At 66.3% G+C, this 23,831-nt stretch carries 17 protein-coding genes; 6 read left to right on the top strand and 11 right to left on the bottom strand.

Annotated features, from left to right (window positions below; translation table 11 throughout):
• Positions 1 to 111 precede the first annotated feature (111 nt).
• From AB4Y40_RS17825 to AB4Y40_RS17810, 4 genes are all read right to left on the bottom strand, one after another.
• A complete protein-coding gene (locus tag AB4Y40_RS17825; RefSeq protein WP_368688849.1) occupies positions 112 to 1,428 on the bottom strand; it encodes an MFS transporter in 1,317 nt (438 codons plus the stop codon).
• Between the two features lie 109 nt (positions 1,429 to 1,537).
• Complete coding sequence (leuD, locus tag AB4Y40_RS17820) at positions 1,538 to 2,176, bottom strand: 3-isopropylmalate dehydratase small subunit (protein WP_368688848.1); 639 nt, start codon at positions 2,174 to 2,176, stop codon at positions 1,538 to 1,540.
• On the bottom strand, positions 2,169 to 3,587 hold the full coding sequence (leuC, locus tag AB4Y40_RS17815) for a 3-isopropylmalate dehydratase large subunit (RefSeq protein ID WP_368688847.1): 1,419 nt from the start codon (positions 3,585 to 3,587) through the stop codon (positions 2,169 to 2,171). Before leuC ends, leuD begins: the two co-directional genes overlap by 8 nt.
• A 42-nt stretch (positions 3,588 to 3,629) precedes the next feature.
• Positions 3,630 to 4,508, bottom strand: coding sequence for an alpha/beta fold hydrolase (locus AB4Y40_RS17810; protein WP_368688846.1), 879 nt, complete (start codon positions 4,506 to 4,508; stop codon positions 3,630 to 3,632).
• A 117-nt stretch (positions 4,509 to 4,625) separates the two neighbouring features.
• Here AB4Y40_RS17810 and AB4Y40_RS17805 point away from each other — a divergent pair, with 117 nt between their 5' ends.
• Both AB4Y40_RS17805 and AB4Y40_RS17800 read left to right on the top strand, forming a co-directional pair.
• A complete protein-coding gene (locus tag AB4Y40_RS17805) occupies positions 4,626 to 5,534 on the top strand; it encodes a LysR family transcriptional regulator (protein WP_368688845.1) in 909 nt (302 codons plus the stop codon).
• Positions 5,535 to 5,813: 279 nt separating this feature from the next.
• Positions 5,814 to 6,638 (top strand): alpha/beta fold hydrolase, encoded by an 825-nt coding sequence (locus tag AB4Y40_RS17800; RefSeq protein WP_368688844.1) that lies wholly within the window; start codon positions 5,814 to 5,816, stop codon positions 6,636 to 6,638.
• 24 nt (positions 6,639 to 6,662) lie between these two features.
• On the opposite strand, the gene AB4Y40_RS17795 is transcribed toward AB4Y40_RS17800, so the two are convergent.
• On the bottom strand, positions 6,663 to 6,911 hold the full coding sequence (locus AB4Y40_RS17795) for a hypothetical protein (protein WP_368688843.1): 249 nt from the start codon (positions 6,909 to 6,911) through the stop codon (positions 6,663 to 6,665).
• Positions 6,912 to 6,972: 61 nt separating this feature from the next.
• Positions 6,973 to 7,389, bottom strand: a complete 417-nt coding sequence (locus AB4Y40_RS17790; RefSeq protein WP_368688842.1) for a MarR family winged helix-turn-helix transcriptional regulator — start codon at positions 7,387 to 7,389, stop codon at positions 6,973 to 6,975.
• 433 nt (positions 7,390 to 7,822) lie between these two features.
• On the opposite strand from AB4Y40_RS17790, the gene AB4Y40_RS17785 reads away from it, so the two are divergent.
• Entirely contained in the window at positions 7,823 to 10,066 is a 2,244-nt protein-coding gene (locus AB4Y40_RS17785; protein ID WP_368688841.1) for an NADP-dependent isocitrate dehydrogenase, read from the top strand.
• Positions 10,067 to 10,205: 139 nt separating this feature from the next.
• Here the strand turns inward: AB4Y40_RS17785 and ilvD are convergent, their stop codons facing one another.
• The gene (gene ilvD / locus AB4Y40_RS17780) at positions 10,206 to 12,065 is read right to left on the bottom strand and encodes a dihydroxy-acid dehydratase (protein ID WP_368688840.1); all 1,860 of its coding nucleotides are present in this window, start codon (positions 12,063 to 12,065) and stop codon (positions 10,206 to 10,208) included.
• A gap of 288 nt (positions 12,066 to 12,353) precedes the next feature.
• Here ilvD and AB4Y40_RS17775 point away from each other — a divergent pair, with 288 nt between their 5' ends.
• A complete protein-coding gene (locus tag AB4Y40_RS17775; RefSeq protein ID WP_368688839.1) occupies positions 12,354 to 13,742 on the top strand; it encodes an alkaline phosphatase family protein in 1,389 nt (462 codons plus the stop codon).
• A 25-nt stretch (positions 13,743 to 13,767) separates the two neighbouring features.
• On the opposite strand, the gene cynR is transcribed toward AB4Y40_RS17775, so the two are convergent.
• A complete protein-coding gene (cynR, locus tag AB4Y40_RS17770; protein WP_368688838.1) occupies positions 13,768 to 14,664 on the bottom strand; it encodes a transcriptional regulator CynR in 897 nt (298 codons plus the stop codon).
• Between the two features lie 181 nt (positions 14,665 to 14,845).
• Here cynR and AB4Y40_RS17765 point away from each other — a divergent pair, with 181 nt between their 5' ends.
• Complete coding sequence (locus AB4Y40_RS17765) at positions 14,846 to 15,145, top strand: hypothetical protein (RefSeq protein WP_368688837.1); 300 nt, start codon at positions 14,846 to 14,848, stop codon at positions 15,143 to 15,145.
• On the opposite strand, the gene AB4Y40_RS17760 is transcribed toward AB4Y40_RS17765, so the two are convergent.
• The 3 genes from AB4Y40_RS17760 to nirB form a co-directional block, all read right to left on the bottom strand.
• Positions 15,099 to 19,295, bottom strand: coding sequence for a molybdopterin-dependent oxidoreductase (locus tag AB4Y40_RS17760; protein WP_368688836.1), 4,197 nt, complete (start codon positions 19,293 to 19,295; stop codon positions 15,099 to 15,101). The genes AB4Y40_RS17765 and AB4Y40_RS17760 overlap by 47 nt on opposite strands.
• A 108-nt stretch (positions 19,296 to 19,403) precedes the next feature.
• A complete protein-coding gene (nirD, locus tag AB4Y40_RS17755; protein WP_368688835.1) occupies positions 19,404 to 19,751 on the bottom strand; it encodes a nitrite reductase small subunit NirD in 348 nt (115 codons plus the stop codon).
• 29 nt (positions 19,752 to 19,780) lie between these two features.
• Positions 19,781 to 22,372, bottom strand: a complete 2,592-nt coding sequence (nirB, locus tag AB4Y40_RS17750) for a nitrite reductase large subunit NirB (protein ID WP_368689077.1) — start codon at positions 22,370 to 22,372, stop codon at positions 19,781 to 19,783.
• A gap of 640 nt (positions 22,373 to 23,012) precedes the next feature.
• Between nirB and cobA the strand changes: the two genes are divergently transcribed.
• The gene (gene cobA, locus AB4Y40_RS17745; RefSeq protein ID WP_368689076.1) at positions 23,013 to 23,807 is read left to right on the top strand and encodes a uroporphyrinogen-III C-methyltransferase; all 795 of its coding nucleotides are present in this window, start codon (positions 23,013 to 23,015) and stop codon (positions 23,805 to 23,807) included.
• Positions 23,808 to 23,831: the final 24 nt, after the last annotated feature.

Below are 23,831 nucleotides of genomic sequence, written 5' to 3'. Positions count from 1 at the left end.
GACGGGAATCGATAAAGCGCGATTATCGCGTATCGCGGGGGATGCGATGCCTGAACCGTGCAGTGTCTCTTCTGGCCCTCGCCGCGAGCGGCGCGGGCCGGGCCGCCTGTTTCACGGCTGCGGCTGGATTCTTCGGCCGCGCGACCCGAACGCATACGCGAGCGCCGCCGAGACGAGCAGCGCGGCGCTGACGAAGTACAGCCCCAGCGAATAGTCGCCGCTCAGGTCGCGCAGGCGGCCGATCACCATCGGGCCGATGGTGCCGCCGATGAGGCTGCCCATCGCGTTGATGATCGCGATGCCCGCAGCCGCGGCAGAACCCGAGAGAAACTGCGTGGGTATGCTCCAGAGCGGCGGCTTCGCCGCGTTGATGCCGAAGTTCGCGATCGAGAGCCCAATGATCAGCACAATGGCGTTGGCGGCGTGGCCGGACATCAGCATGCCGATACCGGCCGCGAGACACGCAGTCGCAACGTGCAGGCGCCGTTCGTTGGTGCGGTCCGAGTTGCGCGCCCACAGCACCATCGTCACGACCGCGAACAGATTCGGTATCGCGTTCACCAGGCCCAGTTCGAAGTAGCTGAAGCCGAAGTGGTGGATGATCATCGGCGCCCAGATGCCGATGGCGTAGAGCCCCGTCGACGTGCCCGCATAGACGAGCGCGAGCAGCAGCACGCGGGGGTCCTTCACGGCGCCCCACACGCTCGATTTGCTCTGCGCCGCCTTGGCTTCGCGTTCGCGCCGCATTTCGCCGCTCAGCCACTCGCGCTCGGCGGGTGCGAGCCACTGCGCGTCCTCGGGCCGGTCGGTCAGATAGAAGTACGAAACGATGCCGAGCAGCACGGTGGGCGCGCCTTCGACGAGGAAGAGCCACTGCCAGCCGTGCAGATGCGCCGCGCCCTCGAGGCTCATGAGCGCGCCCGAGATGGGCGAGCCGATCATGTTCGAGAGCGGCGCGGCGGTCATGAACATCGCCGTGACGAAGGCGCGATGGCGCGCGGGAAACCAGAAGCTCAGGTAGAGAATGATGCCGGGAAAGAAACCCGCTTCGGCGAGACCGAGCACGAAGCGCAGCGTATAGAAGCTGTACGGGCCCGTGACGAACGCCGTGGCCGCGGAGAGCAGACCCCATGCCACCATCAGCAATGCGATCCATCTGCGCGCGCCGACGCGCTGCAGCGCGAGGTTCGACGGCATGCCGGCCGCGATATAGCCGACGAAGAAAATCCCCGCGCCAACGCCGAACATGGCCTGTGTGAGCCCGATGTCGTGATTCATCGTGAGCCCCGCGAAGCCGACGTTGACGCGGTTCAGAAAGCTGAGGAAATACAGGACGATGATGAACGGCGTTATGCGTCGTGAGACCTTGCGCACGACGCTGGGCTCCAGCGCGGCGGCGTCCTGCGGATGGACTGCGGCAATGTTCATGGGTGTCTCCGTATGGGCGCACTCGCCGCGCGCGGCGGTCAGTGCGCCCCTGTGCCGTTGCGCGCGTCGCGCGAACGGTCTGGTTATCAATGAGGGCTGACTGAGGGTGTTATCCGCGCTGCTGTTGCGCCGGAAGGTCAATGCGGCACCACGGCTGCGCGGCCAAGTGTTTCGCTTCGAACGCGTCGATCGCTTCCTGCTGGCGCAGCGTCATGCCGATCATGTCGAGTCCTTCCACGAGCATCTGCTTCTGGCGCGGCGGCAGCGAGAACGCATAGCGCTTGCCCGAAGGCGCGATCACGACTTCGTGTTCGACATCGATCGACACACGCTTGTCGTCGCCGCTCGCGATCTCCGCGACCAGCGCCTCGACCTGTTGCGGCGGCAGCGTGACGAGCAGCAGCCGGTTGTTCGTCGAATTGAAATAGAAGATCTCGCCATAGCTCGGCGCGATCACGGCTTCGAACCCCGCCTGCTGCAGGCCCCACACGGCGTGTTCGCGGCTCGATCCACAGCCGAAGTTCGAGCCGCCGATCAGCACCTTCGCGCCGCGATACTCGGCGCGGTTGAGCACGAACGTCTCACGCGCGCGGCCATCGGCATCGAAGCGCAGGTCGTACAGCAGCCCGCGCGCGAGTCCCGATTTGTCGATGCCGAGCAGAAACTGCTTCGGCATGATCTGGTCGGTGTCGAGGTTGTTGACCGGCAGCGGCGCGGCCACGCCCGAGATCATGAACGGCTTAGCCATGTGCAAGCTCCTTGCGAATGTCGACGATGCGGCCCGCTATCGCGGCGGCGGCGGCCATCGCGGGACTCATCAAATGCGTTTTGCTGTCGCGCCCCTGGCGCCCTTCGAAATTGCGGTTCGTCGTCGACGCGCAGCGCTCGCCCGGCGCGAGCACATCGTCGTTCATCGCGAGACACATCGAGCAGCCCGGCTGGCGCCACTCGAACCCGGCGTCGATCAGCACTTGCGCAATGCCTTCGCGCTCGGCCTGGTCGCGCACCATGCCCGAGCCCGGCACGACCATCGCGCGCACCGTCGCGGCCACCTTGCGGCCGCGCACGACCTTGGCGACGGCGCGAAGATCCTCGATGCGCGCGTTCGTGCAGGAGCCAATGAAGACGCGGTCGATGGGCGTGCCCTCGATCGGCGCGCCCGCGGCGAGGCCGATGTAGTCGAGCGCCTTGTGCAGCGTCGCGGCGTCGAGACCCGCGCCTTCGGCTGCCTCGGGAATGCGGCCGTCCACCGGCAGCGCCTGGTCCGGGCTCGTCCCCCATGTGACGTAAGGCGCGACGCGCGCGGCGTCGAAGCGATGCTCGATATCGAAATGCGCGTCGTCATCGGAGCGCAGTTGCGACCACGCGTTGCACGCGGCGTCGAGCGTCTTCGCGTCGAGGTCGCGGACCTTGCCGGCCACGTAGTCGAGCGTCGTGCGGTCGGGCGCGATCAGCGCGGCGCGCGCGCCCGCCTCCACGGTCATGTTGCAGAGGGTCATGCGCGCCTCGGCGGAGAGCCCGGCGATCGCTGCGCCCGCATATTCGACGGCGTAGCCGCGCGCGCCCTGCGCGCCGATCTTCGCAATGATGTGCAGCACGAGGTCCTTCGACGTCGTTCCCGGCGGCAGCACGCCGTCCACCACGATGCGCATGTCCTTCGCGACGCGATACACGAGCGTCTGCGTCGCCAGGACGTGCTCGACTTCCGAGGTGCCGATGCCGAAGCCGAGCGCGCCCAGTGCGCCGTAGGTCGTCGTGTGGCTGTCGCCGCACAGCACGACCATGCCGGGGCGGATCAGGCCGATCTCAGGCGCAACCACGTGCTCGATGCCCTGCATGGGGTCGTGGATATCGAACAGATGAATGCCCTGCTCCACGCAGTTGCGCGTGAAGTTCGCGGCCTGCTTCGCGGCGTCGACGATCTCGATCGTGCGCGCGGCCACGGGCACCGGCTTGCTGGGAATCACGTGATCGACCACGCCCATCTGCTGGCGCGGGCGCCGTACCCGCAAGCCCTTCTCGCGCAGCCCCGCGAACGCTTGCGGGCTCGTGTACTCGTTCATGATGTGCAGATCGGCGTAGAGCAGAACGTGCTCGGCGTCGACGATCGATACGGTGTGCGAATCAACCAGTTTCCGGTAAAGCGTGTGTGAAGACATGATGAAGCCCGACTGAAGACTGAATAGTGACGAACGAGCGGATCAGCGCTGGAGAAACGGCAGCACGCGTTCGAGGAGCAACTGGGGCGCTTCTTCGGCGAGGTAGTGGCCGCACGGCAGCGCCTCGCCGCTCACGCCGGCGTTCCAGCTACGCCACTCGGCCAGCGGATCGAAGCACTGGCCAACCGCGCCGTGAGCGCCCCACAACGCGAGGAACGGGCACGCAATGCGCTTGCCCGCCGCCAGATCCGCGCGGTCGTGTTCGAGGTCGATCGTGATCGACGCCCGATAGTCCTCGCAGATGCCGTGTGCCGTCGCCGGATCGGAGAGGCAGCGCAAATACTCCGCGTAGGCCTCGGGAGCGAATGGCGCGAGCCCGGCGCTGCGCGCGCCCATGGTCTGCTTCAGATACAGATCGGGGTCGGCGCGGATCAGCGTTTCCGGAAACGGCGCCGGACGCACGAGAAAGAACCAGTGCCAGTAAGCACGTGCAAATTCGAACGACGTCTGCTCGTACATCGCGACGGTCGGCGCGACGTCGAGCGTAATGAGCCGCGTGACCGCGTCGGGATGGTCGATCGCCATGCGCGCGGCGACGCGTCCGCCCCGGTCGTGACCCATGACCGCGAACGACGGGAAGCCGAGGCCGCGCATGAGCGCGACCTGATCGAGCGCCATGCGGCGCTTCGCGTAGTTGGCGTGGTCGGGCGTGCCCTGCGGTTTGCCGCTGTCGCCGTAGCCGCGCAGGTCGGCGGCAATCACCGTGAAGTGTTGCGCGAGCGTCGGCGCCACCTTGTGCCAGATGGCGTGGGTTTGCGGATGGCCGTGCAGGAGCAGCAGCGCGGGGCCGCGTCCGCCCTGGATGGCGTGAATGCGAACGCCTTCGATGTCTGCCGATGCGTCTGTGAAACCGTCGAACATGCTTGTCTCCCGAGGTTGCATGCAGTCTAATTGATGCCTTGGACGATTGGGTTTCCGTTAAAGCAATCCGGTCGTAACTACCAGGAACGAATCAAGCAAGCCAACGGGAGCGGCGCAATGGACGCGTTTTCCGATCTGAATCTGTTTGCGCTCGTGGCGCGCAACCGCAATCTGGCCGCAGCGGCACGCGAACTGGGGGTCACGCCGCCCGCCGTGAGCAAGCGGCTCGCGCAACTGGAGCAGCGCCTTGGCGTGCGGCTCGTGAACCGCACCACGCGGCGTCTTTCCCTCACGCCGGAAGGCGAGCTGTATCTCGCGAACGGCTCGCGCATCCTCGACGAACTCTCGGAACTGGAACAGCTCGTCACGCGCAGCCGCGGGGAACCGGCCGGGCTGCTGCGCGTGAACGCGTCGTTCGGTTTTGGCCGCGCGCATGTGGCGCCCGCGGTGTCCGCCTATGTCGAGCGCTTTCCCTCGATGAAGATTCAGCTGCAGTTGACGGAGCGCCCGCTCAGCCTTCAGGAAGAAGGCTTCGATCTCGGCATCCGCTTCGGCGAGGTGCCCGACGCGCGCATCAATGCGCGGTTGCTGCTCAAGAACCGGCGCGTCGTGTGCGCGTCGCCGGCTTATTTGAAGCGGCATGGCAAGCCATCGGCGCCGCACGATCTGACGCGCCACGCCTGCATCGTGCTACGCGAAAACGACTCGGCTTACGGCACCTGGCACTTTTCGCGCGGCAAGCGCACGGAGACCGTGAAGGTCGACGGCGCGCTGTCGAGCAACGACGGCAGCACCGTGCTGCGCTGGGCGCTCGACGGCCGCGGCATCGTCGTGCGCTCGCAGTGGGAAATCGGCGAGGCTATCGAGCGCGGCGAACTCGTGCCGCTGCTCACGGATTGGGCGCTGCCGAACGCCGATATCCACGCGATCTATCTCGAGCGCAACAAGCTCTCCGCGAAGCTGCGCAGTTTTGTCGATTTTCTCGGCGACTATCTGCGCGAGGCGGTCGGCGCGGAAGTCGCCTAGCCGCGCGCGGCAGGGTTGAAGTTCACGAGCCGTCTGCAAACATCCGCGGCGCCGCGAAGATTTCAAGCCGCACAGCTTCGCGTCATCGCTCAGGCGTTCTCTCTATACTGACCCGCGTGCCGCCTGCCTCTTTCCATGACGCGCAGGCGCCGGCACGTTCCACCCGCATTGCCTATCCCTGGACGCCGCCACGAACCGCCGCGCGAAGCGCGACCGCGCGCGCCGACGCGCCGGCGTCTGCCTGCCTTGTGATGCTGTAAAAGAAACTGGAGAGTTTCCATGAGCACGTTCACCACCCGAGATGGCACGTCGATCTATTACAAGGATTGGGGCAGCGGCAAGCCCGTCGTCTTCTCCCACGGCTGGCCGCTGACCGCCGACGCGTGGGACGCTCAAATGCTCTTTCTCGTGCAAAACGGCTTCCGCACGATCGCGCACGACCGCCGCGGCCACGGCCGCTCCGATCAGCCCGCCAAGGGCAACGACATGGACACCTGGGCCGACGACCTGGCCGACCTGCTCGACAAGCTCGACGTGCAGGACGCCACGCTCGTGGGCCACTCCACGGGCGGCGGCGAAGTCGCGCGCTACATCGGACGCCACGGCACGAAGCGCGTCTCGGGCGCGGTGCTGATCGGCGCGGTGCCGCCCGTCATGATCAAGAGCGAGAAGAATCCGGGCGGCCTGCCCAAGGATGTGTTCGACGGCATCCGCAAGGGCGTGATCGACGACCGCTCGCAGTTCTTCAAGGACCTCGCCGTGCCGTTCTACGGCTACAACCGCAGCGGCGCGAAGGTCTCGCAGGGCGTGGTCGATTCGTTCTGGCAGCAGGGCATGTGGGGCGGCATCCTCGCGCTGCATGACTGCGTGCACGAGTTCTCCGAAGTCGATTACACGGAAGACCTCCAGAAGTTCGACGTGCCCACGCTGATCCTGCACGGCGACGACGACCAGATCGTGCCGATCGACGACGCGGGCAAGCTCTCCGCGAAGATCGTCAAGGATGCGACGCTCAAGATCTACCCGGGCGGCCCGCACGGCATGTGCACGACGATGGCCGGTCAGGTCAACGCCGACCTGCTCGCGTTCCTGAACCGCAAGTAACGCGGCGGCGCACGGCGTGAGCGTTCAACGCGCGCACGCCGTGAGCGCCTCGACGTATTGCGCCTGCCACGCCGGGTCTTGCGCGAACGCCGCGAGATCCGCGTGCAGGTCGTTGGCGTAGGCCGTTATGCACACGCGGTTGTTTGCCTCCGCCGCGCGCGGCATGACGAGAATCGCCGCCACCACGCCCCCTACCGCCAGCGCGGCGATCGCCATGCCGATCGCCCAACGCCAGGCTTCCTCCCCCGTCCCTTTTAGCGCCGCTTCGTTCATCGCTCTTCTCCCTATTGATTAGCAAGACAATCATTTGAGTTTTAAAAAAGGCGCGAACGCCCTACGCGAGTCCCTTGCGGATCTTGCGCATGCCCGTGACCGTCGACTCGAAGAGGTCGGGGCCCACTTGCGCACGCAGACGCCGCGCGACTTCGGCGCTCGCGCCGTTGATCGGGCCGTCGAGCGCCGTGCCGCCCGCCGTGGGAAAGAGTCCCCATTCGCGCCCATCGGCCTCGCCCTGGCGGCGCTCGAGCAAGTCCTTCTCGCACAGGTTGTCGACGAGACGCGTCGCCGTGGGCCGCGCGATGCCGAGCGTTTGCGCGACGTCGCTCGCGAGGCAGCCGGGTTTCGCCAGCACGACGCGCAGCACGAAACCTTGCGCAGGCGTGAGACCGAACGGCGCATAGACGGCGCTCCACTCGCGCTCGACGAGTCGCGCGAGCGCCGACGAATTGAAGTAAAGGCAGTGATCGAACATGGGGGCAATGAGACCACGAATTGATTAGCAAGGCAACCGTTTTCGTGGCCTTCGGTGAGCCTCGCGGGACAAAATTCTTATATAAGACTCCCCGATTCACTTCTCTTTTCACAAGGGTCTTTACCAGCTTGACAGTCAATCAAGGGTACGATCCACAAAACCATGGAGGCGCAGCCGAAACATCGGTTTCGGCTCGCAAAGCCTTATAGAACGGGGCTCCGGCGCGGAAACGTTTTCAGCGCAGGGCCGGCCGATCAAGGCAAACGCGCCAACTTTCTGGTCAATTAACATTGCGCAAGCGCTTTCCACGATATGAAATATAGGCACGCTTAGTCCCCGGCCCGCTGCAAATTGAGGCAAAATCCAGGTGTTTCGCCGACTGCGCGCAGCCGGTGGTGTTATCACCCCGTTTTTGAACCCCGCCAAGAAGCCGATGAGTACCCAGCAACCCACCATCATCTATACCCTGACCGATGAAGCGCCGCTGCTCGCCACCAGCGCGTTTCTGCCGATCATCCGCACTTTCGCTGCGCCGGCCGGCGTGAACGTCGAGACCAGCGATATCTCCGTTGCGGGCCGTATCCTCGGCGAGTTCCCGGAATTCCTCACGGAAGAACAGCGCGTGCCGGACAACCTGGCCGAACTGGGCCGTCTCACGCAGTTGCCGGAAACGAACATCATCAAGCTGCCGAACATCAGCGCATCGGTGCCGCAGCTCATCGCCGCGATCAAGGAACTCCAGGGCAAGGGCTACAAGGTCCCTGACTTCCCCGAAGATCCGAAGACCGACGAAGAAAAGGCGATCCAGAAGCGCTATTCGAAGTGCCTCGGTTCGGCCGTGAACCCGGTGCTGCGCGAAGGCAACTCGGACCGCCGCGCACCGCTCGCGGTCAAGAACTACGCGAAGAAGCACCCGCACAGCATGGGCGAGTGGAGCATGGCTTCGCGCACCCACGTCGCGCACATGAAGCACGGCGACTTCTACCACGGCGAAAAGTCGATCACGAACGACAAGGACCGCGAAGTCCGCATGGAGCTCGTGACGAAGGCCGGCGAAACCATCGTGCTCAAGCCGAAGGTCAAGCTGCAAGCCGGCGAGATCGTCGACAGCATGTTCATGAGCAAGAAGCACCTGCTGGCCTTCTACGAAGACCAGATGGAAGACGCGCGCAAGACCGGCGTCATGCTCTCGCTGCACGTGAAGGCGACCATGATGAAGGTTTCGCACCCCATCGTGTTCGGCCACGCCGTGCGCGTGTTCTACAAGGACGCGTTCGCCAAGCACGCCAAGCTGTTCGAAGAACTCGGCGTGAACGTGAACAACGGCCTCGTCGATCTCTACACGAAGATCGAAAAGCTGCCGGAATCGCAGCGCGAAGAAGTCATCCGCGACATGCACGCATGCCACGAGCACCGTCCGGCGCTCGCCATGGTCGACTCGGCCAAGGGCATCTCGAACCTGCACGCACCGAACGACGTGATCGTCGACGCTTCGATGCCGGCCATGATCCGCGCAGGCGGCAAGATGTGGGGCGCCGACGGCCGCCCGGCCGACACGAAGTGCCTGATTCCGGAAAGCACGTTCGCGCGCATCTACCAGGAAATCATCAACTTCTGCAAGACCAACGGCGCATTCGACCCGCGCACGATGGGCACGGTGCCGAACGTCGGCCTGATGGCGCAGAAGGCTGAAGAGTACGGTTCGCACGACAAGACGTTCGAGATCACGCAGGACGGCACGGCGCGCATCGTCGACAACGCCACGGGCGAAGTGCTCGAAGCGCTCACGCAGCCGGTCGAGCAAGGCGACATCTGGCGTATGTGCCTCGTGAAGGACGAGCCGATCCGCGACTGGGTCAAGCTCGCCGTCACGCGCGCAAAGAACTCGAACACGCCGGCCGTGTTCTGGCTCGACCCGTACCGTCCGCACGAAAACGAAGTGATCAAGAAGGTCGAAACGTACCTGAAGGATTACGATCTGACCGGCCTCGACATCCAGATCATGTCGCAAGTGCGCGCGATGCGTTACACGCTCGAGCGCGTGATCCGCGGCCTGGACACGATCTCGGTCACCGGCAACATCCTGCGTGACTACCTGACCGACCTGTTCCCGATCATGGAACTGGGCACCTCGGCGAAGATGCTCTCGATCGTTCCGCTGATGGCGGGCGGCGGCATGTACGAAACGGGCGCCGGCGGTTCGGCTCCGAAGCACGTGCAGCAGCTGGTTCAGGAAGACCACCTGCGCTGGGACTCGCTCGGCGAATTCCTCGCGCTGGCCGTTTCGCTGGAAGACCTCGGCATCAAGACGAACAACGCGCGCGCCAAGCTGCTCGCGAAGACGCTCGACGCCGCCACCGGCAAGCTGCTCGACAACAACAAGGGCCCGTCGCCGAAGACCGGCGAGTTGGACAACCGCGGCAGCCAGTTCTACCTCTCGATGTACTGGGCGCAGGAACTGGCCGCGCAGAAGGACGACGCGGAACTCGCGGCACACTTCGCGCCGCTGGCGAAGGCATTGGCCGAGAACGAGCAGAAGATCGTGGGCGAGCTGGCCGCGGTTCAGGGCAAGCCGGTCGATATCGGCGGCTACTACAAGCCGGACTTCGCGAAGCTTGCTGAAGTCATGCGCCCGAGCACGACGTTCAACGCCGCGCTTGCTGCTGCTGCGAAGTAAGTGATGGACCCCGCCCCCGTGCGTTGCGCGGGGGACGTGCGCCATAAACGAATCGAGCCTCCCACGTCACCGTGGGAGGCTCGATTTTTTTGCCCTTCCTGTTCGAGGCGAGCCGCGCGGCCCGCCCCTCATTCGAGGCTTAGTCGTCGAGCAGCGAGAGATCGCGCACGGCGCCCTTGTCTGCCGACATCACGAGCTTGGCATAGGCCTTCAGCGCCGCCGACACCTTGCGCGGACGCGCCTTCGCCGGCTTCCAGCCCTTGGCGTTCTGCTCTTCGCGGCGGCGCGCGAGTTCGTCGTCCGGGACCAGCACGTTGATCGTGCGGTTCGGAATGTCGATGCGGATCTTGTCGCCGTCGCGCACGAGGCCGATCGCGCCGCCTGCCGCCGCTTCCGGCGAGCAATGGCCGATCGAGAGGCCCGAGGTGCCGCCCGAGAAGCGGCCGTCGGTCAGCAGTGCGCACGCCTTGCCGAGGCCCTTCGACTTGATGTAGCTCGTCGGGTAGAGCATCTCCTGCATGCCGGGACCGCCCTTCGGGCCTTCATAGCGCACGATCACCACGTCGCCGGCCTTGACCTTGTCGGCGAGGATGTTTTCCACCGCTTCGTCCTGCGATTCGGTCACGTGAGCCGTGCCTTCGAACACGAGGATGCTGTCGTCCACGCCCGCGGTCTTCACCACGCAGCCGTCGAGCGCGATGTTGCCGGTCAGCACGGCGAGGCCGCCTTCCTTCGAGAACGCGTGCTCGTACGAGCGGATGCAGCCTTCGGCGCGGTCCGAGTCGAGGCTCGGCCAGCGCGTGTTCTGGCTGAAAGCGACCTGCGACGGAACGCCGGCCGGGCCAGCCATGTAGAACGTCTTGACCGCCTCGTCCTGGGTGCGCGTGATATCCCATTGCGCGAGCGCGTCGCCGAGCGTCGGCGTGTGCACGGTCGGCACATCGGTGTGCAGCTTGCCGGCGCGCTCCAGTTCACCGAGGATCGCCATGATGCCGCCCGCGCGGTGCACGTCTTCGATGTGGTACTTATTCGTGTTCGGCGCGACCTTGCACAGCTGCGGCACGACGCGCGAAAGGCGGTCGATGTCGGCCATGCCGAACTCGATGCCCGCTTCCTGCGCAATGGCCAGCAAGTGGAGGATGGTGTTGGTCGAGCCGCCCATGGCGATGTCGAGCGTCATGGCGTTTTCGAACGCCTTGAAGCCCACCGAGCGCGGCAGCACGCGCTCGTCTTCCTGCTCGTAGTACTGGCGCGCGAGTTCGACGATACGGCGGCCGGCGCGCTTGAAGAGCTGTTCGCGGTCGGCGTGCGTGGCGACCACGGTGCCGTTGCCCGGCAGCGAGAGGCCCAGCGCCTCGGTCAGGCAGTTCATCGAGTTGGCCGTGAACATGCCCGAGCACGAACCGCAGGTCGGGCAGGCGGAGCGCTCGACTTCGGCCACTTCGGCGTCGGAGTACTTGGTGTCGGCCGCGATCACCATGGCGTCGATCAGGTCGAGCTTCTTGACTTCGATGGCCTTGGTGACCGGGTTCGCGAGGCGCGTCTTGCCCGCTTCCATCGGGCCACCCGAGACGAAGATCACGGGGATGTTCAGGCGCATGGCGGCCATCAGCATTCCCGGGGTGATCTTGTCGCAGTTCGAGATGCAGACCATGGCGTCGGCGCAGTGCGCGTTGACCATGTATTCGACCGAATCCGCGATGATGTCGCGGCTCGGCAGCGAATACAGCATGCCGTCGTGGCCCATGGCGATGCCGTCATCGACGGCGATCGTGTTGAATTCCTTGGCCACGCCGCCCGCGGCTTCGATTTCGCGCGCAACGAGCTGGCCGAGGTCTTTCAGGTGCACATGGCCGGGGACGAACTGGGTGAACGAGTTGACGACCGCGATGATCGGCTTGGCAAAGTCTTCGTCTTTCATGCCGGTGGCGCGCCAGAGGGAACGCGCACCTGCCATGTTGCGGCCGGCGGTGGAGGTTTTGGAACGGTATGCGGGCATTGTGGCTGTAGAAGAAAAATCGCAGAAAGGAAGCGGGCCACGGGAATAAAGGCCCCACGCACGCCCTTGCGAACAACCTCTTGAGCTGCGCTCTGGGCAGAACTCGCAATTATCCCACAGGGCTGGGCGGCCCGCTGGATCGACCGGCGGCGGTCGTGGGGTGCTGCAGCTGGTACGCCCGAAGACACCCCCGAGGCGTCGGCAGGTTTTCTCAGGGTTGCCGAACCTTGCCGAATCCACCCGCCTGCACCACTATTCTTCGTCAAACCCGCGTGACGGAGAGAGCCCATGTCCCTGCAGAACATCAAGCACGTCGTTGTCGTGATGTTCGAGAACCGATCGTTCGACACAATGCTTGGCGGCTTGTACACGAACGGCAGCAGCCCCACCCATTTCCTGCCCGCGGCCAGCGCGGAACGGCCATTCGATGGGCTCACGATGGGCCTGAGCAACCCGACGAAGGCCGGCGCCACCATCGCCGCCACCATGCCGGCCTCGACGGCCACGCTGCCCGACCCCGATCCGCAGGAGACGTTCGCGAACGTGCGCGTGCAACTGCTCGGCAACGCGGCAGGCGCAACGCCCATGTCGGGCTTCGTGCAAGACTACGAAACGACCGCGACGACCGACGCCAGCCAGGTCATGCAGTGCCACAGCCCCGATCAGCTGAAGGTGCTCTCGACGCTCGCGCGCGAATACGCCGTCTGCGACGCCTGGTTCGCCCCTGTGCCGAGCCAGACCTGGCCGAACCGCGCCTTCGCCCACGCGGGCACGTCGAACGGCCACGTCGACAACGGCTCGCCGCCCGATCCGTTCGAGTGGCAGGTGCGCACCATCTTCAACGTGCTGGGCGACATGGGCGCAAGCTGGGCCGTGTACAGCGCCGCCCTCGTCGCGCCCTCGCTCACGCTCACGATGTTCCCGACGTTATGGGATCCGAAATACAAGACGAACTTCCAGCGCTTCAGCAACTTCGTCTCCGACTGCCAGAACAACACGCTGCCGCGGTATTCGTTCATCGAGCCGCGTTTTCTGCTCGATCCCAACGACCAGCACCCGCCCCACGATGTCTATGCGGGCGAGAGCTTTCTCTACGACATCTGGCATGCGTTGAGCACCTCGCCCGCATGGCCCGAGACGCTGCTCGTGATCACCTACGACGAGCACGGCGGCACCTACGACCACGTGCTGCCGCCCGCCAACGCCGTGGCGCCCGATGCCGCGAGCAAGCCCGGCGACCAGAATTTCGCCTTCGACAGCTTCGGCGTGCGCGTGCCGGCGGTCGTGGTGTCGCCGTATATTGCGCCGGGCACCGTGTTCCGCTCGCCCGGCGCCACGCCCTACGACCACACGTCGATTCTCGCCACCCTGCGCGACTGGCTCGGCATCGCGCCCGCCGACATGCTCGCGAGCCAGCGCGTGGCCGCAGCACCCACGCTCGCTGCGCTGCTCACGCTGGACGCGCCGCGCACCGACGTGCCGGCCATCGCCGCGCCGCCCGCTTCCGGATTCATCGCCACCAATCTCGCCCGCCCGCTCAACGACCTGCAAAAGAGCCTCGTGAGCGGCACGGCGCGGCGCTCGGGGCTCGACCCGGCCGCCACGCTCGGGACCATGCCGACCCGCCAGCACGCCGTGGACTTCTTCCACAACCTGCTGTCGTCCGACCAACCCTGAGCCGACGAGAAAACCAAAGGCCGCCTCAGGCTTCGCCCAACCCTTCCTGCGAAATCAACGCGAGCAGCACATCGGAGAACGCGTTGGCGGCGAGCGTGCTCGATGCGCGCCGCCGCTTGAGCAGCGCGACGGTGCGCTGCGGCAACGCCGGCGTGACGGGCAGCGTGACGAGCCCGCGATGCTCGCGCAGCACCGCCGAAGGCAGCAGCGTGGCGAGCGTGCCGTCCTTCACGAGCTTGAGCACCGTGCCCACTGAATTGGCTTGCAGCATCACGCGCGGAATCAACTGGTGCGCGCGGAAATAGGCATCGGCGAAGCGCCGCACCACGAAGTCGGGGCTCAATAGCGCAAGCGGCATCGTCCCCAGCTGCTCGGCCGTCACCTCCGCGCGGCGGCGCGCCAGTGGATGGCGCGTGGCCACGAGCAGCGCCATGTGCTCGGCAAACAGCGGACGCACTTCGATTTCGTCGGAGCGCACATCCGTGAAGCCGATGCCGAGATCGAGTTCGTCACGCTCGAGTCCGCCTTCGATATCTTCGAGCGGCCGCTCGCTCACGTCGAGCGCGATGGCCGGGTGCGCCTCGCGAAAGCCGCGCAGCGCCGGGCCGATCAGATATTCCGCGAAGGTCGGGGTATAGGCGAGCCGCAGCAGGCCGCGCGTGAGGTCGCGCACCTCGTTGAGCGCGCGCTTGCCGGCGTCGAGATGCGCGAGCGCCTGGCGCGCGTGTTCGATGTACACGCGCCCGAATTCGGTGAGGCTGATGGCGCGGCCGCTGCGGTCGAACAGCGCGCCGCCGAGATCGTTTTCCAGCTGGCGGATCTGCTGTGAGAGCGCCGGCTGCGAGACGTGCAGCACTTCGGCTGCGCGCGTGAAATTCTTCAACTCCGCCACGGTGAGCACGTAGCGTATCGAGCGAAGCATCAAGATGGCTGCCTCCCGAATATCTCCGGTTTTTTTCATAAGGCGCGCTTATCGTGACGATCCGAATATCGTCTTGGACGTGGACGCGCGCCCTGAGCAAAATGGTTTGCGATGGCGGCGATGCGGTGCGCGATACGCACGGCGTCGGCCGCCGGACACCATTCTACCGGGGGACAAACGGATGTTCGAGTCGATCTCGATGAGCGTGGTGGCGGTGTTCGCAGGCTCGTGCCTGACGTTTCTGATCGCCATCCTGCTGCCCGAACCCGTCGTGGCCAAAGGCGCCCGGGGCGGCCTTTATGCCGGGCTCGGCAAAGAAGACGAAAGCTTCGTGCGCACGGACCAGGCGCGCACGCGCCGCTTTCGCGCGCTGCAGACGTGGCGCGCAGGCGGCCGGCCCTCGCCGGGCCGCACCGAAGCCGCGCCGCGCCCCTTCAATAGACGTCGCGCAGGTAGCGCTTGTCCCGTCCGAGCGCACTGACGTAGTCGTGCGCGGCCTCGGCGCTCATGCCGCCATGGCCCGCCACCACCTCCCTGAGCGCCGTATCCACGTCCTTCGCCATGCGGCTCGCATCGCCGCACACATAGAGGTGCGCCCCTTCCTGCAGCCAGGCCCATAGCTGCGCGCCCTGCTCGCGCATGCGGTCCTGCACATAGACCTTCTCGCTCTGGTCGCGCGAAAACGCGAGGTCGAGCCGGTCGAGATGGCCGTCCTTGCGCATTTGCTCCAGTTCGTCGCGGTAGTAGAAGTCGGTGGCCGCGTGCTGCTCGCCGAAGAACAGCCAGTTGCGGCCCGTGTCGCCGCGCGCCTGGCGCTCGTGCAGGAAGGCGCGGAAGGGCGCGACGCCCGTGCCGGGACCGATCATGATCATCGGCGCGTCGCCGCTGCGCGGCGGCCGGAAATGCGTGCTCTTCTGCACGAACACGGGGACGCTGCCCTCCTGCGCGCGGTCGGCGAGGAAGGTCGAGGCCACGCCCTTGCGCTCGCGGCGGCCGTTGTTGTAACGCACGGCCGAAACGGTCAGATGCACTTCGCCCGCATGCGCCTTCGGGCTCGACGAAATCGAATAGAGCCGCGGCTGCAGGCGCTTGAGCATGCCGAGCAGTTCGGGCGCGCTCATGTCGACGGGATATTCGTGGAGCACGTCGGCGAGCTGCTGGCCCCAGAGCCAGTTGCGCAGATCGCCCTTGCGCGAATCGTCGAGCATCTCGGCGAGGCCCCGCGAGCGCGTGCGCGACGCAATGAACGCGAGCGCATCGGGGTTCGGGCGCGCGATCTCGTAGTGCTTGCCAAGCGCCTCGCCAAGGCGCATCTCGCCGTGGCCGCTCACGGCGACCGGCGTGTCGGCGGCGAGGCGCGTGAGTTCCAGCAACTCGTCGACGAGCGCGGGACAATTGGTGGGCCACACGCCGAGCGCGTCGCCCGCTTCATAGTCGAGGCCCGCCTCGCCCGTTGCGAGCGAGAAGTAGCGCGTGTCCTTCGTCGCGCCCTTCATGTTCAGGCGCGCGTTCTTCAGCAGCTTCGAGGTGGCCGGGCGTGCCTTCGTCGCCGCGCAGCCGGGCAGCACCTCGGGAATCGAACCGTCGGCGGGCACCGCGTGCAGCGCCGCGTCCTCCTGCTTGATGCGCACCACGATGCGCTCGAGCCATGCGTCGGCGGCGCTCTGGTATTCGCTGTCGCAATCCACGCGCTCCATGAGACGCGTGGCGCCCAGCGCTTCGAGGCGCGCGTCGAGCTTGCGACCGTGGCCGCAGAACGCGTCGTAGTTGCGGTCGCCGAAGGCGAGCACGGAAAAGCGCAGCGAGGCGAGGCGTGGCGCGTTGTCCGCCGCGAGCGCGCTCCAGAAGGCCGCGCCGTTGTCGGGCGCGTCGCCGTCGCCGAACGTGCTCGTCATCAGGAGGATGTATTGCGCCCTGGCGAGGTTCGCGAGCGGGTAATCGGCCATGCAGGCCGTGCGAATCTCGAAGCCCGATTCCATCAGTTGCGTTGCGTATTGCTCGACGAGCGATTCGACGTTGCCCGTCTGCGAGGCCCACAGCAGCACGACCTTGGGGCGCGTATGGGCGATGCGCACGCCATGCGGCTTTTCTTCGGGAGCATCCGGCACCGCGAGCGCAGTCGTGCGTGCGACGGGCTCGCCGCGGCTGAACAGGCCCGCCAGCAGGCCGTCCAGCCAGACGCGCGTGTCGGCGGAAAACGGCGCGTGCGCGGGCAGCATGGGCACGCCGACGGGCTCGGCCGCCCGCAACGAGCGCAGGCCGCCGACAAAGCCCGCGAGGTACTGGCGCTGCACGTCGCCCAGCTGCGGCGCGGCGACGTCGTCGAGACCGAGTAGCGTCGAAAAGGCATCGATACGGGACATGTCGAGTTCCTGAGACGGGTTGACGGCTTGCGGCGCGCCGGCGTCGAACGTGGCCGACGCAACGGCGGCATCGGCGCCATCCGGTACGCGCGTGGTCTCGCGCGGCGCGGATGGCGGGCCGACGCGCGAGAGCGCGACCGCGCAGAATTTCAGTTCGGGCTGCTGGGAAATCGGGTCGATCGCATCGCTCGTGACCGCGTTCACGCAAAGCTCCTCGCCATACACGTCGTTCCAGTGCATGGGCGCGAAGCAGTTGCCGGGACGCACACGCTCGGTCACCACGGCGGGCAGCACCGCGCGGCCGCGGCGCGAGCGCACTTCCACACGATCCTTCGCGGCAATGCCGAGCGCGGCGGCATCCTCGGGATGAATCTCGACGAACGGGCCCGGGTTGAGCTTGTTGAGCATCGGCACCTTGCCGGTCTTCGTCATGGTGTGCCACTGGTGCTGCAGGCGCCCCGTGTTGAACACGACCGGGAACGTGCCATCGGGCAGTTCGGCAGGCGCAACATGGGGACGCGCGAGAAACACGCCCTTGCCGTGCGGCGTGGCGAACGCGATGCGGGGACGCGTGCCGTCGGCGTTTTCCTTGAGCGTCTGGCTCACGCCGTCGTTCACATAGCGCAGCGGGTTGCGGTCGCTCGCGGCATCCGGCGCGATGGGCCATTGCAGCGGCGTTTCGCGCAGCTTCGCATGGCTCGCGCCGCGCAGGTCGTAGCCCGTCTTCGGATTCGCGAAGCGCGTGATTTCGTCGAACACCTCGGCGGCGCTCGCGTAGCTGAACGCGTGCGCAAAACCCATCTCGCAGGCCACGCGCGCGATGATCTGCCAGTCGGGCAGCGCCTCGCCCGGCGGCTCGACAGCCTGCTGCATGAGCGTCATGTTGCGCTCGGAGTTGATCATCACGCCGTCGGCCTCGGCCCAGAGCGCGCCGGGCAGCAGCACGTCGGCGTACTGATTCGTTTCGGTGTCCAGAAAAGCGTCCTGGGCGATCACGAGTTCGGCGGCCCGCAGGCCCGCCACTACCGTTTGCCGGTTCGCGACGCTCGCCACCGGGTTCGTGCAGATGATCCAGCACGCCTTGATCTCGCCCGCGGCCATGCGCGAGAACATGTCGACGGTGCCGCTGCCCACCTTCACGGGCAGCGTGCCGGGCGCCACGCCCCACGCCGCTTCGACGAACGCGCGGTCTTCTTGCGCGAGCACCGTGCGCTGGCCGGGCAAGCCGGGGCCCATGTAGCCCATCTCGCGCCCGCCCATGGCGTTGGGCTGCCCCGTGAGCGAAAACGGCCCGCTGCCGGGACGGCAAATCTTGCCCGTCGCGAGATGCAGGTTGCAGATCGCGTTGGTGCTCCACGTGCCGTGCGTGCTCTGGTTCAGGCCCATGGTCCAGCAGCTCATCCACTCGGGCGCCTCGCCGATCATCTGCGCGGCGCGGCGAATGTCGTCGACGGCCAGACCCGTGATCTCGGCGACCTTTTCCGGCGTGTAGTCGTCGAGGAACGCAGGCATTGCGTCCCATCCTTCGGTGTACTGTGCGATGAAATCCGCATCGGTGTGGCCGTGCTTGTGCAGCAGGTGCAGCAGGCCATTGAGCAGCGCGAGATCGGTGCCCGGCGCGATCTGCAGGAACAGCGACGCCTTTTCCGCGGTCGCCGTGCGGCGCGGGTCCACGACGATCAGCTTCGCGCCCGCCTTCACGCGGTCCATCATGCGCAGGAACAGGATCGGATGGCAGTCCGCCATGTTCGCGCCGATCACGAAGAAGAGATCGGCGCGGTCGAAGTCCTGATACGAACCCGGCGGCCCGTCCGCGCCGAGCGAAAGCTTGTAGCCGCTGCCCGCGCTCGCCATGCACAGGCGCGAGTTCGACTCGATGTTGTTGGTGCGCACGAAGCCCTTGGCGAGCTTGTTCACGAGGTACTGCGCCTCGATCGACATCTGCCCGGAAACGTAGAACGAGAGCGCGTCGGGGCCATGCGCGTCGAGCGTCCAGCGCAGGCGGCGCGCCGTATCGGCGATGGCCTGCGCGAGCGGCAGCGGCACGGGGTCCTCGTCGCGCGCGTGGCGCACGAAGGCGCGCTCGAGGCGCCCCGACTTGCGCAGCGCCACGTGCGCCGACGAACCCTTCGTGCAGAGGCGGCCGAAGTTGATCGGATGCTCGGCGTCGCCGGAGATCTTCGCGACCTGGCCGTCCTCGACGTGCAGGATCATCCCGCAGCCTACGCCGCAGTACGGGCAAACGCTCTTTACGCTCTCGCTGCTCATGCGGTCGATCGATATCAGCTTGAAACAGATTCGGGGCGCACGGCGCATCCTGTGCGCCGCGCGTTCGTCACTTCCTTTGTCACTTCAGTCGGCACTTCGGGTGGCCAGTCAGGCCGCGATCCACACCTGACCGTTTTCCACGCGCGCGGGGAACGCATTGACCGAATGCTGCGGCGCTTCGATGCACTCGCCGGTGGACAGATCGAAGTGATGCTTGTAGATGGGCGAGGCCACCACGATGCGCTCGCCGAAGCTGCCCACGAGCCCGCGCGAGAGCACCGCCGCGTGCGAGTTCGGATCGTAGTTGCCGATGGCGTACACACGCGCGTCGCCGTCGTCGACATGGAACACGGCGACCTGTTCGCCCTTCACGAGCGCACACACGCCGGTGTTCGGCACGATGTCGTTGAGCGTGCAGACGGGAACCCAGTTGCCTTGACTCTGTTCGTTGCTCATTGCGTACTCCTCGGTTCGATGAAAGGGAATCAGACGGTTTCGACGACGACGGGAACGCCGGACAGCGCTTCATGTCGCTTGAATTGCGGCGCCGCTTGCGAAACCTGCGTGCGCTCCTCAGGCGTAGCCGGGCGAATCTGGCCGCGCTCTTCGATGAAGGTGACGTGCTGGTCGCCGGCATCGCTGTTGACGAAGTGACGGAAGCGGCGGCGCGTTTCGGGATCGGTCACGGCCTTCTTCCATTCGCATTCGTAGGTGTCCACCACGAGCTGCATTTCCGCTTCGAGTTCGGCCCCGAGGCCAAGCTTGTCGTGCACGACCACGTCGATCAGATAGTCGAGGCCGCCTTCGAGGTTGTCGCGCCACACGCTCGTGCGCTGCAGGCGGTCGGCCGTGCGCACGTAGAACATGAGGAAGCGATCGACGTAGCGCACCAGCGTGGCCTGATCGAGATCGGCAGCGAGCAGTTCCGCATGACGCGGCTTCATGCCGCCGTTGCCGCACACGTAGAGGTTCCAGCCCTTCTCGGTGGCGATGATGCCGACGTCCTTGCCTTGTGCCTCCGCGCATTCGCGCGTGCAGCCAGAGACACCGAACTTGATCTTGTGCGGTGCGCGCAGACCCTTGTAGCGGTTCTCGAGTTCGATCGCGAAGCCCACCGAGTCGCCCACGCCGTAGCGGCACCACGTCGAGCCCACGCACGACTTCACCGTGCGCAGGGCCTTGCCGTATGCGTGCCCCGATTCGAAGCCCGCGGCAATCAGCTCTTCCCAGACGAAAGGCAACTGCTCGACGCGCGCACCAAAGAGGTCCACGCGCTGGCCGCCGGTGATCTTCGTGTACAGGCCGTACCTCTTCGCCACCTGCCCCACGGCGATGAGGCCTTCCGGCGTGACTTCGCCGCCCGGCATGCGCGGCACCACCGAATACGTGCCGTCGCGCTGAATGTTGGCGAGGTAGTAGTCATTCGAATCCTGCAGGCTCGCGTGCTCCTTCTTCAGCACGAATTCGTTCCAGCAGGACGCGAGAATCCCGCCCACGGCCGGCTTGCAGATATCGCAGCCCAGCCCCTTGCCATGCTTCGCGAGCAGGTCGCCGAAGGTCTTGATGCCCTCCACGCGCACGATGTGATACAGCTCCTGGCGCGAATAATGGAAGTGCTCGCAAAGGTGATTGTTGACGGCGAGCCCCTGGCGCTTCATCTCCGACTTCATGATCTGCGTGACGAGCGGCACGCAGCCGCCGCATGACGTGCCGGCGTTGCATGCCCCCTTCACCGCGGCGATGGTCGTCGCGCCATCCTGCACGGCCGCGCAGATTTGCGCCTTCGAAACGTTGTTGCACGAGCAGATCTGTGCGGCGTCGGGCAGCGCTTCCACGCCGATCGCAGGCCTGGCCTTGCCGTCGGCCTGCGGCAGGATCATGAATTCGGGCGACTCGGGCAGCTCGATGCCGTTGAGCATCATCTGCAGCAGCGTGCCGTATTCGCTCGCGTCGCCCACCATCACCGCGCCGAGCAGCTTCTTGCCGCAATCGGACACGACGATCTTCTTGTAGACCTGGCGGCGCTCGTCGGCATAGCGGTAGGAACGGCTGCCGGGCGTCTTGCCGTGCGCGTCGCCGATGCTCGCGACGTCCACGCCCATCAGCTTGAGCTTGGTGCTCATGTCGGCGCCCGCGAAGCTCGTTGCCTCGCCCGCCAGCGCTTTGGCGGCGATGCGCGCCATGTCGTAACCGGGGGCGACGAGGCCGAAGATCTGCCCTTGCCAGAGCGCGCATTCGCCGATGGCGTAGATGTTCGCGTCGCTCGTGCGGCACTGGTCGTCGATCACGATGCCGCCGCGCGCGCCGATCTCGAGGCCGCAGGCGCGGGCGACTTCGTCGCGCGGGCGAATGCCGGCCGAGAACACGATCATGTCGGCGTCGAGGTGCGTGCCGTCGGCGAACTGCATGCGGTTGGCGGCCGTTGCGCCGTCCACCGTCTTGCCGTCCACGATCGCCAGCGTGTGCTTCTGCGTGTGCACGCTCACGCCGAGTTCTTCGATCTTGCCGCGCAGCATGCGGCCGCCGTCGTCGTCGACTTGCACCGCCATCAGGCGCGGCGCGAATTCCACCACGTGCGTCTCGAGGCCCAGGTCGCGCAAGGCTTTCGCGCATTCGAGACCGAGCAGGCCGCCGCCCACCACCACGCCCGTCTTCGCGTGCGCGCCGCGCGCCTGCATCGCTTCGAGATCGTCGATGGTTCGGTAGACGAAGCAATCGGCGCGATCATTGCCCGCAATGGGCGGAACGAACGCCGAGGAGCCGGTGGCCAGCACGAGCTTGTCATACGAAAGCGTCTCGCCGTTCGACACCTCGATGGTGCGCGCTTCGCGATCGATCGACACCGCCTTTGCGTTCAGTACGAGACGCACGTTCTCGCGCTCGAAGAAGCCGGGCGTCACGAGCGAGAGATCGTCCGCCGACTTGCCCGCGAAGAATTCGGAGAGGTGCACGCGGTCGTAGGCGGGACGCGGCTCCTCGCAGAGCACGGTCACGCGCGCGTTGGGCGCGCCGTCGGCAAGGAGGCACTCGAGAAATTTGTGGCCCACCATGCCATGGCCGACGACGACGATCTCCATCGCGGCCGAGCTGTTCACTTCGTTCGCTGCTTGCACCATGCTGAGCCCCTGCCAATAAAAAAGGCGTCCCGCGATTCCAGCTTGCGCGAAGCCAGATTCGGGGGACGCCGTTGCCCTGAATACGAAACCCTCGTGCGCCGCGCTACTGCTTGCGGCCGAATCCCCATTGATTCGCGTGGCACTTGCTGCGAAGCGATACGCAAGCACTGTGCCAATCTGCGCGCATCCCGCGCAACGGCCCGTCTGGCGGACTTCGGCGGCTGGCGAGCGGGGCGTCCGGCACAACGCCCGCGCGCATCGTGATGCACGCCGGCACAAGATTGGTGCCGTGCAGCACATTGACTGTGCGCCCTGGGCGTGCAGGTTGCGACTTTGTCAATTGGGGGCGGCCGGCTAGGTGCGGCCGGCCAAGCGCGCCCGGCCTATGGGCGGGCGGCGCGAGCGCGCGCAAGTTGGTCTGGAACTTGCGTGAACCTGGGCGCCCGGCAGCGTTGCCGGACAAGCAACCTGGGGCCGCGCTTCGCGCCTCTTTTCAAGCACACGGACAATGGCGTCCCCTCGTCGCAAGCGGCGAGCGGACGCCATTTGTTTTATGGCGCTCCCCATGCGGGTGCGCGCAATACAAAGGAAGACGACGATGATGACGGGCAACGAAGGCAAGGTCACGCTGGTGAGCGCAGGTCCGGGCGATCTCGACCTCCTCACCCTGAAGGCGGCGAAGGTGCTCGCGAGCGCCGACGTCGTGCTGCTCGACGATCTCGTGAATCCGGAACTCGTCACGCTCGCGCCGCAGGCCCGGGTGATCCGCGTGGGCAAGCGAGGCGGCTGCCGCTCCACGCCGCAAGCCTTCATCGAGCGGCTGATGCAGCGCTACGCGCGCCGCGGCTTGCACGTGGTGCGCGTGAAAGGCGGCGACGCGCTGCTGTTCGGCCGCGCCGGGGAAGAACTCGCGGCGTTGCGCCGGGCGGGCGTGACGGTGGAAATCGTGAACGGCGTGTCTTCGGCGTTCGCGGCAGCGGCGGGACTCGGCGTGTCGCTCACGCATCGCGACCATTGCCAGGGCGTGATCTTCGTGACTGCGCACTTGCGCGACCACAGCGAACCGGACTGGCAGGCGCTCGCCGCGACGTGCATGACGCTCGCCATCTATATGGGCATGAGCCGCATCGAGTCGCTGTGCGCAACGCTCGTGGGCGCGCTCCCCACGGCGACGCCCGCCGCCGTGGTGCAGTGGGCGGGCAGCGCGAGCGAGCGGCGCGTCACCGGCACGCTCGGCACGATCGCGGCACACGCGCGTGCAGCAGGCCTTGGCAGCCCTGCCATCATCCTCGTGGGCAACGCGATCGGCGAGGCGGCTTCGTTCGCCATTTCGCCTGACTCGTTTGGCGTGCATTCGCGCGAAGCGGGTGTCGAGGACCTGCGTCGCCGCGCGTAAACGCGTTAGCGGCCCGTCGCTTGC

Origin of the sequence: Paraburkholderia sp. EG287B (assembly GCF_040965595.1) — a bacterium.
Classification (GTDB): Bacteria; Pseudomonadota; Gammaproteobacteria; order Burkholderiales; family Burkholderiaceae; genus Paraburkholderia.
This window is presented reverse-complemented; position numbering and strand designations above follow the sequence as displayed.

What these genes read in the sequence shown, in the direction of transcription:
- AB4Y40_RS17825 (WP_368688849.1), bottom strand. Translation starts at nt 1,428, where the DNA reads ATGAACATTGCCGCAGTCCATCCGCAGGACGCCGCCGCGCTGGAGCCC.
- leuD (WP_368688848.1), bottom strand. Translation starts at nt 2,176, where the DNA reads ATGGCTAAGCCGTTCATGATCTCGGGCGTGGCCGCGCCGCTGCCGGTC.
- leuC (WP_368688847.1), bottom strand. Translation starts at nt 3,587, where the DNA reads ATGTCTTCACACACGCTTTACCGGAAACTGGTTGATTCGCACACCGTA.
- AB4Y40_RS17810 (WP_368688846.1), bottom strand. Translation starts at nt 4,508, where the DNA reads ATGTTCGACGGTTTCACAGACGCATCGGCAGACATCGAAGGCGTTCGC.
- AB4Y40_RS17805 (WP_368688845.1), top strand. Translation starts at nt 4,626, where the DNA reads ATGGACGCGTTTTCCGATCTGAATCTGTTTGCGCTCGTGGCGCGCAAC.
- AB4Y40_RS17800 (WP_368688844.1), top strand. Translation starts at nt 5,814, where the DNA reads ATGAGCACGTTCACCACCCGAGATGGCACGTCGATCTATTACAAGGAT.
- AB4Y40_RS17795 (WP_368688843.1), bottom strand. Translation starts at nt 6,911, where the DNA reads ATGAACGAAGCGGCGCTAAAAGGGACGGGGGAGGAAGCCTGGCGTTGG.
- AB4Y40_RS17790 (WP_368688842.1), bottom strand. Translation starts at nt 7,389, where the DNA reads ATGTTCGATCACTGCCTTTACTTCAATTCGTCGGCGCTCGCGCGACTC.
- AB4Y40_RS17785 (WP_368688841.1), top strand. Translation starts at nt 7,823, where the DNA reads ATGAGTACCCAGCAACCCACCATCATCTATACCCTGACCGATGAAGCG.
- ilvD (WP_368688840.1), bottom strand. Translation starts at nt 12,065, where the DNA reads ATGCCCGCATACCGTTCCAAAACCTCCACCGCCGGCCGCAACATGGCA.
- AB4Y40_RS17775 (WP_368688839.1), top strand. Translation starts at nt 12,354, where the DNA reads ATGTCCCTGCAGAACATCAAGCACGTCGTTGTCGTGATGTTCGAGAAC.
- cynR (WP_368688838.1), bottom strand. Translation starts at nt 14,664, where the DNA reads ATGCTTCGCTCGATACGCTACGTGCTCACCGTGGCGGAGTTGAAGAAT.
- AB4Y40_RS17765 (WP_368688837.1), top strand. Translation starts at nt 14,846, where the DNA reads ATGTTCGAGTCGATCTCGATGAGCGTGGTGGCGGTGTTCGCAGGCTCG.
- AB4Y40_RS17760 (WP_368688836.1), bottom strand. Translation starts at nt 19,295, where the DNA reads ATGAGCAGCGAGAGCGTAAAGAGCGTTTGCCCGTACTGCGGCGTAGGC.
- nirD (WP_368688835.1), bottom strand. Translation starts at nt 19,751, where the DNA reads ATGAGCAACGAACAGAGTCAAGGCAACTGGGTTCCCGTCTGCACGCTC.
- nirB (WP_368689077.1), bottom strand. Translation starts at nt 22,372, where the DNA reads ATGGAGATCGTCGTCGTCGGCCATGGCATGGTGGGCCACAAATTTCTC.
- cobA (WP_368689076.1), top strand. Translation starts at nt 23,013, where the DNA reads ATGACGGGCAACGAAGGCAAGGTCACGCTGGTGAGCGCAGGTCCGGGC.